This window comes from Streptomyces lancefieldiae, from assembly GCF_031845825.1.
GTDB classification, from domain to species: domain Bacteria; phylum Actinomycetota; class Actinomycetes; order Streptomycetales; family Streptomycetaceae; genus Streptomyces; species Streptomyces lancefieldiae.
In genome coordinates, this window is record NZ_JAVRFH010000065.1 from 20,699 (window position 1) to 31,557 (window position 10,859).

Below are 10,859 nucleotides of genomic sequence, written 5' to 3' on the forward strand. Positions count from 1 at the left end.
GAGTTGTCCTGCACACCGTCGACTTGACCGAACACACCCGCCTACTCGGCGAGGTCGTCCCCGCCCTGGAGGAACTGTCCGCGGAGGCGGCACGAATCCGGGAGGGCGAGATCGCCAAGCCCGTCCGAGAGATCGCACCCCTGAGCCTGCGGGTGCACGAGCTGGCGATGAAGTGCACGCGCCAGGTGCACGACCTGTCGGTCAGCCAGTACCCCGCGATGAAGGACGGGGCCGACAACCTGGCGCACCTCTCCGGCGCCTGCTCCCAGATCTCACTCGCCGCCACACTGTGCAACCTCGCCATCCACCACCGCACCGAAATCCTGCCGTACGAGGACGCCGACCCCACCCCCACCACCAGCCGTGATCAACTCCGCCGTGCCGGTGTGGAAATGCAGCGAGCGGCCACCACCTATCGCGCCGTAGCGCGAAGGCTCTCCCGCCGCCTCGCCTCATTCTCGGCGCGCGCTGAAGACCGGCAGCTCATCTCTGAAGCCCAAGGGCCCAGCCCACAGACAGCGCCCTCCACGCCGCCCGCGCCCGCTGCCCGGCGCCGCGTATGACGACACCGCCCGACGGCCTCCTGTTCGACGTGGCCGCCCCGCCGACACCGGTTGAGCGCCTACTGCTGCTCGCGGACCAGTACGTGCAGCACAACGACATGCTCGACCGTCTCCTGCGGGCCAGTCCACAGTCCGAGCCCGACACCCACGTCGCCTCCGCCCAGCGGCTGGCTTTCGCGACGAACACCGCCATCAAGGCGATCACTGACGAGCGGCTCTTCGCGAGTCACGAGCTGTCGGACGCGGTGAGCCGCCTCCAGCAGCTCGCCTTCCTGAGCGACGCTTCCACGGAGCACCGGCTCCCCACGGCCCGCATGCTGACGGCCCTGGCTCCCGAAGCCACCATGGGCTGCGCCGACAGCCTCGCCAGCGAGATCCGACGCCGACGCTGGAGTACCACCGACGCTCCAGTCCACCAGCTGGACCCCACACAGCGCACCGCCCTGTGGGAGATCGCCTGCGGGAACGTCGTGGCCACCAGCTCTCTGGGACGGCAGTACGTCCACTACCGGGACGCCCGCGTGCTGATCGGCACGCTGCGGTCGCTGGAGGCCAAGGACCTCGTCGAACGCGTCCCGCACTCCGCACCCTCCGCCTATGTCGGGGGGCCGCTGCAGGACCGACTCCGTCTCACCTCGGCTGGAACCACCGCCCTGGCCTCCACCATCTGCCTGCCTCCAGCCGCCAGGAGTCCGCTGGCCGCAACACCGCCGCCCTCCGCTACCAGTGCGCAGACGGCCGCCCGAAGCCGCTGACCCATCCTCCAGCGCTACCAGTACCGATCCCAGTGGGACCGGTTCCCCGCCGAGGTCGCCGAGCAGCTCGCTACTGCTCACGACCGGCCCAGCAGATCGTCCAGGCCCTCGACCGCGTGGCCCACGCCTTCAGCCACCAGCCCACCACTCCCTGTACCCAGCACGCCCACTCCCGGAGCGCCACTACCCCCGTGGCCTCCCCGCCTTCACCGGCCCCACGCCACCGCTGACCGGCCGCGACAGCCCGCCCTCCGAGAAAGGCATCTCCTGGCCGCCACCGACTCCCTCCACGCCCTCCTTGCCCAACCCCGGTGCGCGCTCGGCGTGTTCGTTCCCGCCGGACTGCATCCGGCCCGCGCCGAGCGCCGTCAGCTCGACCAGATCGCCCAGGCCGGCGCCGACCTGTTCGAGATCGGCCTCGCCCACCATGACGCCGGCCTCGACGGGCCCGTCATCCAAGCCGCCTACCGCCGCGCCCTGAGCCGCGGAAACGTCCTCGCCCGCGCCCTGCGCGCGGTCGAGCACGCCGCTGGCCTTCGACCGACCGTCGTCATGACCTACTGGGATCCCGTCAGCCGGCACGGTCCCGAACGCCTGGCCCGGCTGCTCGCTGAGGCGGGTGCCGTCGGCGCCATGGTCGTCGACCTGCCCGACGACCAGGCAGAGCGCTGGCAGGCCGCAGCGAAGACCGCGAACCTCTCCACCCCACGCCTCGTCCCGCGCCACCTCGCCGACACCGGCCTCGCCACCGTGGCCGCCGACGCGTCGGGATGGCTCTACGCACCCGCCAGCACCGCCCCCACCGGCTACCGCGGCCCGCTCGACGTGCCCGCGCTCGCCGACTTCACGACACGCCTTCGCGCCGCGAGTCCCCTGCCCGTCGTATCGGGCGTGGGGATCTCCACCCCGGCCCTCGCGGAACGCGTCGCGCCACTGGTGGACGCCGTCGTCATAGGTACCCCCGTCGTCCGCGCCCTGATGGCCGCCCCCGAGCAGGCCCCGGCGCTCACCGCCGCGTTCGCCCAAGCCCTGAACTCGTACGCCACCGCGGAGACCCGTGCCTGACCTCACCAACCCGGCCCCGGTTCTGGCTGGCATCTCGTCCGACGCTTCCTGTCTGCACCAGGCCCTGCGTGCCCTGCCCGCCGAACGGGGCGCATCCGCACTAGCCGCACGCATCACTGACGCCCAGGACCTTGCCGGCACCGCTTTGCGGCTGTTTCTCACCCTCAGCCGCCAGACGTCGCGGCCCTCCCCTGCGGACCTGCTGCTTCTTCACCGCCTCGCGCAGATCGCCAAGGCCGCCCAGGACGCCGCCGCCGAACTGGCCGCTGCCCTGGCCCGAGCCGTGGAGAACCAGCGCCGCCAGGCCGCCGCCACGTCACCGCGGGTCGTCCTGATCGGGCCGACACCGCAGCAGTTCATCGAGTCGGCCGCCGGCCTCCTCGACCGCATCCCCGCCCTCTGCACCGCCATATCCCGCGACCGGCCGCAATCACCCTGCCACTGGCGCGATAGCCGCGATGCGAGCGCCCCCTTCCCTAAACTCAGGACAGACCATTTCAGATAAGCCCCGATTCCGCGCCCTCTCCCTCGGCGCGGGAGTTCAGTCCAGCACGCTTCTCGCCCTGTCAGCCGAGGGCATTCTCCCCAGGGTCGACTATGCGATTTTCGCCGATACCGGATGGGAACCCGAAGCGGTTTATACACACCTTGACCGCTTGGAAGAAGAGATAGCCACACCCGCCGGAATACCCGTACTGCGCGTGTCGGCCGGAAATATCCGCGACGACGCGCTGAACCCGGATCACCGTTTCGCTTCCATGCCGCTCCACATCCTCAATCAGGATGGGCGTCCTGGGATGACCCGACGGCAGTGCACCGGTGAATATAAGGTTAAGCCGATCAAGCAGCAGGTTCGCGAACTACTCGGCTACCCCTATCCGGCCCGCATTCCGAAGGCCGTTTTCGTCGAGCAGTGGGTAGGAATCTCCACGGATGAATTCCACCGCGCGAAGGATGCGGACGTCAAGTACATGCGTAACCGGCATCCCCTTCTAGACATGTCCTGGAGAAGGGCCGACTGCGTGCGCTACCTGACCTCTCTCGGTCTCGCAGATACCCCGAAATCGAGTTGCCTGGGATGCCCGTTCCACGGAAATGCGCAGTGGCGACATATCAGGGACACCTCTCCGTCCGAGTGGGCCGACGTCGTCGAATTCGACGCGGCCATCCGGCAGGGCAATGCCCGCGCCAACGCCACCGGCAACAGACTGCTCGGCGAGGCGTTCCTGCACCGCTCCCGCGTCCCGCTCAGCGAAGCCCCCATCGATCACGTCACGGCTGCCGAACGGGCCGCCCAGCGGATCAGCGCGGACGAGGCCGACGTCCTGGAGAACGGTGTCGAGGACGGCTGCTCGCCCTGGGCGTGCCGTGGCGACGCCGACGCGTTGACGCAGGACGACTTCGGGCTGGCCACGTGATACTCGACCTCTTCGCGGGTCCGGGCGGCTGGAGCAGGGCACTGCACGTCCTGGGCGTGCGCGACGTCGGGCTGGAATGGGATCAGTGGGCGTGTAAGACGCGCGCTGCGGCAGGGCAGTTGACCATCCGGTGCGACGTGGCGATGTATCCGACCTGGCCGTTCGTCGGCCGCACCCGCGGTGTGATCGCTTCGCCGCCGTGTCAGGCGTGGAGCATGGCCGGCAAGCGCTTGGGCCTGGTTGACCAGCCGCTGGTGCACGCAGCGGTCGACGACCTGGCCGCCGGTCGCGATACCCGCGAGCGCCTCCTCGCCACGTGTCGTGACGAGCGTTCCCTGCTCGCCGCCGAGCCGATGCGCTACCTGTACGCGCTGAACACGGTCGGCGAGCCCGACTGGGTCGCCATGGAGGAAGTACCGGACGTGCTGCCCTTGTGGAAGCAGTACGCGGCCGTCCTGCGCGGGTGGGGGTTCTCCGTCTGGTGCGGGATCCTCAACGCCGCTGACTTCGGCGTCCCTCAGACCAGGAAGCGAGCGATCCTTCTGGCCTCCCGCGTCCGCACGGCGCAGCCGCCCACGCCCACGCACGCCCCGCTCGCCGAGCCGGAATCGCTGTTCGGTCCGGGCCGTGCCCGCTGGGTCAGCATGGCCGAAGCCCTGGGGTGGGGCGCGACCGACCGGCCCGTCCCCACCGTCTGCGCAGGAGGCGGGCCCGGAGGCGGACCCGAACCGTTCCCTTCGGGCTCCCGCAAGACCCTGTCCGACGCCCGGGAGCGCGGCACCTGGATGCCCCGGCCGGACGGGGTGGTTCTGCAGTCCCGCCGCGAAGGCGCCGGATGGGCGGCCCGGCACGGCACCCGAGACAACCGGGCCGCCGACGCTCCGGCGCCCACGTTCACCGCCGAGGCCCACCGCTGGTCCTGGTCCCTGCGCAGCAACAACCAGGCCAACGCCACCGTCCGTCTGCTGTCCGAACCGGCCGGCACGCTGTTCTTCGGGCACCGCGCCAACGAGTGCACCTGGGTCGCCGAGCCCGCCACACCGCCAGCCGAAGGTGCCGATACGCCGGCCGTTCCCGAGCCGATCCGGATCACCGCCCGCGAGGCCGGCCTCCTGCAGACCTTCCCCGCCGACTACCCCTGGGCCGGCAACAAGGGCCAGCAGTTCTCCCAGATCGGCAACGCCGTGCCCCCGCTCCTCGCCGGCCACCTCCTCGCCCCGCACCTCGGTCTCACCCTCGACCCCGACGACTTCACCCTCGCCGCGTGATGCCCCACACTCCCGAACCCGACGAAGACGGTCTCGACGCCGTCCCACCGCCCCAGCCGGTGTTCCACGTCGAGCAGGCCCTCCTGGGGGCCCTCCTCCTCGACCCGCACCGCCTGGACGACGTGAGCGGCATCGGCGCCGACTCGTTCTCCACCGCCGCGCACGCCGCCCTGTACGCAGCGATCAACACCCTGCCGCGACCCGACCCCGCCGAACACGCGAAGAACACCAAGTGGCTCGACCACGTGCTCACCACCGCCCTGGAGGAGGCACGCGGCCTGACCGCCACCTACCTGCACACCCTCATCCAGGTCTGCCCCTGGCCCCGCCACGCCCCCGCCTACGCCCGCATGGTCGAGGCCGAGCACGCCCGCCGCCGCCTGCTGACGGCCGCCGAACACCTCGTCCACACCGTCCACGACGCCGGCATCCCGCTCCCCGTCCAGACGGTGCTCGCCGAGGCCGACGCGCTCGCCGCGGTCGTGGACGACATCGCGAACCGCTTCCCCCCGCGCTCCGGCGTCCTCCCCCGTACCCCGGCACCGCCCCCCGATCTCGCCCCGGACTACACCGAGGCGGTCGAGGAGGAGCAACTGCTGCTCGCCACCGCCACCGCCCGCCCTGACGACATCGACGCCGTGCGGTGGCTGGTCCCTGACGACCTCGCCGTGCCGCTGCACGCCGGCCTGTGGAAGTGCCTGACCACCCTCGCCCGCCGAGGCGAGCCCATCGACCCCGTCACCGTCCTGTGGGAAGCCCAGCAGCGCGGCCTGCTGGACGGCGGCAGTGAACCAGGCGAGGTCCTGCGCATGCTGGCCGAAGCGGCCGGATCTGTCGGGCACTGGGCCGAACGCGCCCTGCAGCGCTCCCTCCTGGCCACGGCCGAGCGCACCGGACGCCGCATTGAGGCATACGCCGGCGACCCGGCGAACACCCCCTTCCAGCTCGTCGTCGGCGCCCGCCGCGCTCTCGCTGACATCGCCGCTGTCCGCACCCGCTGGCAGAACGCCACCGGAACCGCCCCGCCACGGCAGCGGCGAGCGGCGCCTGCCATCCGCGCCGGCCCGCCGACCACTACGGCCGCTTACGCCGCCCGATCCACACGAGCGACCCGATAACCCCGAGTACGCCGGTGGCCGGACCTGAAGGCCCGGCCACCGGCAGAACAGATGAGACCTTCACGTGACTGCCTCCATCGACGCCTATGTCCGCCTCGATACCCCCCCCACTCACCCGAGCGCCGTGCAGGCCGTCCTGACCGGCACCCAGGCCCGCGTCGCCTCCATGGCTCTGGAGGCTGCCGGCTGGAGTGCCGCCGCCACAGGCGTCCTGGTCCTGGCCCGCATCGATCACGAGGAGCCCTACTGGGCCGCCGACGCCGCCCAGCACCTGACCGCCGAAGGCATGACCGTCGAGATCACCCCGCGCCTCCAGGAGGCCATCGACGAGGAATGGACCTGGCCGAACTACCCAATGCCCTGGTGCACCCGCAACGAGATCCGCGAGGTCTCCGACCAGGCGCAGAAGATCCACGACGACATCCGCAACGGCCACCTCCTGGCCGTGTTGGTGCCGGCTGCTCGTGCGTTCATGCGAGGGCCAGTAACGTCCGCTGGCTGACGCCACGGGCCTTCCGGCTGTGGGTGGACGTCGGTCTGCGCGGCCACACCGCTGATGGCAGGCCGGATCCCAGGTGGGTGGGGCGCCTTGAAGACCGCAATGCGGCTTATACGGGGCTGCTGCTGTCATCGGGGATGCGCTTGACGGAGGCGGCCTCGCTGCTGTTGTTCGAGGTGCCCCGCACACGGCTGGAAGGAGGCCGCTACTACGGTGGCCGGCTCGCCCGGGCGGTGACCAAGACGAAGAAGGCCCGCACGTTCTACGCCTCGGCGGTGGCGCTGGGCGAAGTCGAAGGCTATGTGGAGTCGACGCGGGCGGAAGTGGTACGCCGTGCTCAGGCCCGGGGCCGCTACGAGCGGCTTGCCGAGTGGCGGCTGGTGACGCACAAGAGCGGCCGGCTGCGAAGGGTGCTGCACTGGCGCGACCAGGACGGTGTCGTGGGTCAGACCCCGCTGGGCGAGGCCACGGTCGCCGAGCGGATGACGTATTTCACGGAAGGGCCCCAGGGGCCCGAGCCGTTGTGGCTGTGGCTGAACGAGTCCGGGCTGCCGTTTCGTCCGGCGTCGTGGGAGAACGTCTTCCGCATGGCCTCGCAGCGGTGCGAGACGGTGCTGGCGGAGGTCATGGCCGAGCCGCCGTTCGCGACGCCGCACATGGCCCGGCACAGCTTCGCGCTCTACATGCTGGTGGTCCTCAACTACCTGATGGACCAGCGGATGGGGCTGACTGCGGAGGAGCGTCGGGACTTCCGGCTGCTCTACGGCGATCCGTGGCGGATGGTGCAGGACCTGCTCGGACACGCGGACCTGGAGACCACACGGCGGATCTATCTCGCACCGGTCGCGGATCTGCAGCTGCGCTCGCTGCTCGCCGATCCAGGTGGGGATCTGTCCGGCGTCACCGGGCTGTCGCAGGAGAGGATGACGTCGGTGTTCGCGCGGATCGCCCGTGAGAGCGAGGGCATCCAGGATCTGGACGAGCGGATGGAGGTCGCGTGAGCCGGCGGGGACGTTCCGCCACACTGCCCGATGCGCCGCACCACCACCCTGTGGTCCGCGAGCCGGGCAGCCTCGTCGTCCGTCACCGCAGCGCCAAGGGCGAGGTGGCCGACTACGACTTCACCGCTCTTCCCCTGGCGCCGACTATGCAGCAGTCCTGGGCCGCTCTGTTCGCGGCCCGCTGCGCACCCGGTGGCGGCTGGAACTCCCTTGCCTCCAGCCGGTCGACGTGGAAGGAACTGCGGGCCTTCGCCCGGTTCCTCGCCGCGCGGGATCAGCCGCCACGGGATGTCGGTGAGCTGACGGTGGCGGTCTGGAACGCCTGGCGGATCAGCCGCCCTCGAACTTCCTCGGGCAGGAGACAGATCCTGACAATTGCCGCGTTCCTGCGGCCGGATCCGCGCCTGCCCCAGGTGGTCCGTGAGGCGATGGCCAAGCGGGTTTTCCAGGTGAAGAAGGCGGAAGCCGCCTACTCTCCGGACGAATACCCTCAGCTCCGCCTCGCTGCACAGCGGATGTTCCGCGGCGCTTGCCTGCGCATTCGTGAGAACACGGTGCTGCTGCACCGCTGGCGGGCCGGCGCCCTGGAGCCGGGCACGGGGCAGTGGCTCATCGGCGAGGCTCTGGACTGCCTGGCCCGGACGGGTGAGGTCCCTCGGTACGTCGGATCCGACGGAAGCCGCACCAGGATCGTTTCGCGCTACCTGCGCGCGATGGGCGGGGACAATGCCGCAGCCACCTGGGAACGGCTTTTCCTGAACCGCATGGAGGCGGTCGCTCTGGCCGTCTTGTTGGTGGCCGATCACGGGCTGAACGCCACCACCGCCTCCGAGCTGCCTGTTCCTCGCGCTACCCCCGACTCTGGCGAGGGCGGCTTCTCGGTCTACCGGATCGAGTTGGAAAAGCGCCGACGAGGCGCCGGCAGGCACTTCGAGACCAGGAACATCACCGACTTCGGCGCCGACTCGCCGGGACGCCTGATCACCCTGGCCCTGGAGGCCACTGCCCACGCCCGTGCCCTGGTGGCCGAACAGGCTCCGGAGCTGGACCGGCTGCTGCTCTGGCGCACGAACAGGCCCTATCAGGGCAGGCGTGACGACGAAGTCCGGGTCGGCGTGATCGGAGTCGGCCTGCACCACACCGCCCCATACATCTGGGGACAGCAGGTCGGGCTGTCCGGATCCCCCATGCGGCGCCTTAGAAAGACGGTGAACGTCCTGCACCGGCGCGAGCCGGGGCAGAACACCCAGGACACCCACGACAGCGTCTACGTGCTGCCCGAGCCCCAGGCCCAGCAGGCCGCCGCGGAGATGATCGCTGACGGCATCGCCGACGCCGTCGACCACGCTCACCGCACGCTGCGTGCCCGACTCAGCGATACCACCCGGCCCGGGGACCGTGAGACCGTCACCGCGGCCTGCACCGACTACCACCACAGCCCATTCACGGGCAGCGCCACCAGCTGCCGGGCCTCGTTCCTGCTCTGCACCGCCTGCCCGAACGCCCGTGTCACCCCGGCTCACCACCCCCGGCTCGCCCACCTCCACCAGGGCATCGAGAATCTGCGGGCCGTCCTGGCCCCCGAGGTCTGGTCAGCCGACTGGGGCGACGCACACGCGCGCCTGGAGGACCTGAAGATGCGGATCGGTCCGCCCGTCTGGCGCGAGGCCCTTGCCCGGGTCACGCACGCCGACCGCGAGGCCATCGAGTAGCTCCTGAACGGACATTACGACCTGTGACCCACCCTCTGAGCGGCCCTCTGGATCGGCACCCCGCCTGGCGCGCCTCGTGGTCGCCGTCGGCAAGCCGCTGCCCGGCAACCGCAACGACTGCCGGGCCTGGGAAGAGACCGGCGCCAAGGCCACCGTCGGCACCACCCCCGCGGTGATCGCCGACGGCGGCTACCGCGGCACCGGCCTGACCATCCCGCACTACCGCCGCCACAAGGACGAGGACCTGCCGACCTGGAAGGAGGAGCACAACGCCTCCCACCGCAAGGTCCGCGCCCGCGTCGAGCACACCTTCGCCCGCATGAAGAGCTGGAAGATCCTGCGCGACTGCCGCCTCAGAGGCGACGGCGTCCACCACGCCATGCTCGGCATGCTGCAGGCCACCGGGGGTCAGGGTCTGGGAGCATCCCCGCGGGCGCGGGGTCGACGATGACCACCAGGTTCCTGTCGGTCACAAGAAGGGAGCATCCCCGCGGGCGCGGGGTCGACCGGCCCATGGCCGTGATGAAGCGGCCGGCCGCCGGAGCATCCCCGCGGGCGCGGGGTCGACTCACTCTCATATCCAATCCGGTCGGGGTGGAGCCGGAGAATCCCCGCGGGCGCGGGGTCGACCAATCCGGTCGGGGTGGAGCCTTGTCTCCACCCGGAGCATCCCCGCGGGCGCGGGGTCGACGCGGCAAGGTCATTCGCGAGGCACAGACCCACCGGAGCATCCCCGCGGGCGCGGGGTCGACCATATATCGACCGTAGGTGTGCTACGTCGTTGCGGAGCATCCCCGCGGGCGCGGGGTCGACTCCCGGGTGAGCGCGGCCCGCCAGAGCATCCCCGCGGGCGCGGGGTCGACCGCCGCCGAGCCGGACGAGGCTGGGCCGGTGGGGGAGCATCCCCGCGGGCGCGGGGTCGACTGGTGCCACGCCTCCGGCGTCAACCCGTACGACGGAGCATCCCCGCGGGCGCGGGGTCGACATCCCTGTGCATCTCACCTGACGGCCCGTCAGAGGAGCATCCCCGCGGGCGCGGGGTCGACTCGAGGGGCCGCCTGGGTGCATCCGGGCGGCCCGGAGCATCCCCGCGGGCGCGGGGTCGACCGCCTCCAGCGTCGACCAGGCCGACGCCAGCTCGGAGCATCCCCGCGGGCGCGGGGTCGACCTGAACGTCTTGTCGTTCGCGGTCAGCCCCTCCGGAGCATCCCCGCGGGCGCGGGGTCGACGCGTGCACCGCGTGCGCCTGAATCGCCCGAGCCGGAGCATCCCCGCGGGCGCGGGGTCGACCGGCGGGAGCCAGTTGTAGGTCACTGGGCCCAGGGAGCATCCCCGCGGGCGCGGGGTCGACGACATGTCGTCCGACCAGTCGCCGAAGGTCTGCGGAGCATCCCCGCGGGCGCGGGGTCGACCGATCAGACCGTCGAGCGCGCCTGACCTGCACCGGAGCATCCCCGCGG

The 10,859-nt window shown here is 71.1% G+C and carries 9 protein-coding genes, 2 pseudogenes and 1 CRISPR repeat array; all 11 genes and pseudogenes read left to right on the forward strand.

The window, feature by feature from the left end:
- The first annotated feature begins 23 nt into the window (after window positions 1–23).
- Entirely contained in the window at window positions 24–563 is a 540-nt protein-coding gene (locus tag RM812_RS36050; RefSeq protein WP_311583147.1) for a hypothetical protein, read from the forward strand.
- Window positions 560–1,318 (forward strand): hypothetical protein, encoded by a 759-nt coding sequence (locus RM812_RS36055; protein ID WP_311583150.1) that lies wholly within the window; start codon window positions 560–562, stop codon window positions 1,316–1,318. Before RM812_RS36050 ends, RM812_RS36055 begins: the two co-directional genes overlap by 4 nt.
- Window positions 1,319–1,585: 267 nt before the next feature.
- Window positions 1,586–2,383 carry a tryptophan synthase subunit alpha gene (gene trpA / locus RM812_RS36060; RefSeq protein WP_311583179.1) on the forward strand — a complete coding sequence of 266 codons (798 nt, stop codon included), beginning with the start codon at window positions 1,586–1,588 and terminating at the stop codon, window positions 2,381–2,383.
- Window positions 2,376–2,888: a hypothetical protein gene (locus RM812_RS36065; RefSeq protein WP_311583153.1), complete on the forward strand. Its 513-nt coding sequence runs from the start codon at window positions 2,376–2,378 to the stop codon at window positions 2,886–2,888. Before trpA ends, RM812_RS36065 begins: the two co-directional genes overlap by 8 nt.
- A 151-nt stretch (window positions 2,889–3,039) precedes the next feature.
- Complete coding sequence (locus RM812_RS36070; RefSeq protein WP_311583156.1) at window positions 3,040–3,801, forward strand: hypothetical protein; 762 nt, start codon at window positions 3,040–3,042, stop codon at window positions 3,799–3,801.
- Window positions 3,798–5,069 (forward strand): DNA cytosine methyltransferase, encoded by a 1,272-nt coding sequence (locus RM812_RS36075; RefSeq protein ID WP_311583159.1) that lies wholly within the window; start codon window positions 3,798–3,800, stop codon window positions 5,067–5,069. The genes RM812_RS36070 and RM812_RS36075 overlap by 4 nt, the downstream gene beginning before the upstream one ends.
- Window positions 5,069–6,187 carry a DnaB-like helicase N-terminal domain-containing protein gene (locus RM812_RS36080; RefSeq protein ID WP_311583185.1) on the forward strand — a complete coding sequence of 373 codons (1,119 nt, stop codon included), beginning with the start codon at window positions 5,069–5,071 and terminating at the stop codon, window positions 6,185–6,187. Before RM812_RS36075 ends, RM812_RS36080 begins: the two co-directional genes overlap by 1 nt.
- A 64-nt stretch (window positions 6,188–6,251) precedes the next feature.
- Window positions 6,252–6,629 (forward strand): annotated as a pseudogene (locus tag RM812_RS36085) (DUF317 domain-containing protein); the annotation flags it as partial.
- Window positions 6,630–6,823: 194 nt separating this feature from the next.
- On the forward strand, window positions 6,824–7,687 hold the full coding sequence (locus RM812_RS36090) for a hypothetical protein (RefSeq protein WP_311583162.1): 864 nt from the start codon (window positions 6,824–6,826) through the stop codon (window positions 7,685–7,687).
- Complete coding sequence (locus RM812_RS36095; protein WP_311583165.1) at window positions 7,684–9,399, forward strand: hypothetical protein; 1,716 nt, start codon at window positions 7,684–7,686, stop codon at window positions 9,397–9,399. Before RM812_RS36090 ends, RM812_RS36095 begins: the two co-directional genes overlap by 4 nt.
- 70 nt (window positions 9,400–9,469) lie before the next feature.
- Window positions 9,470–9,790, forward strand: a pseudogene (locus RM812_RS36100) (transposase); the annotation flags it as partial.
- A gap of 27 nt (window positions 9,791–9,817) precedes the next feature.
- A CRISPR array of direct repeats spans window positions 9,818–10,811; the repeat unit is 28 nt; unit sequence GGAGCATCCCCGCGGGCGCGGGGTCGAC.
- Window positions 10,812–10,859 lie beyond the last annotated feature (48 nt).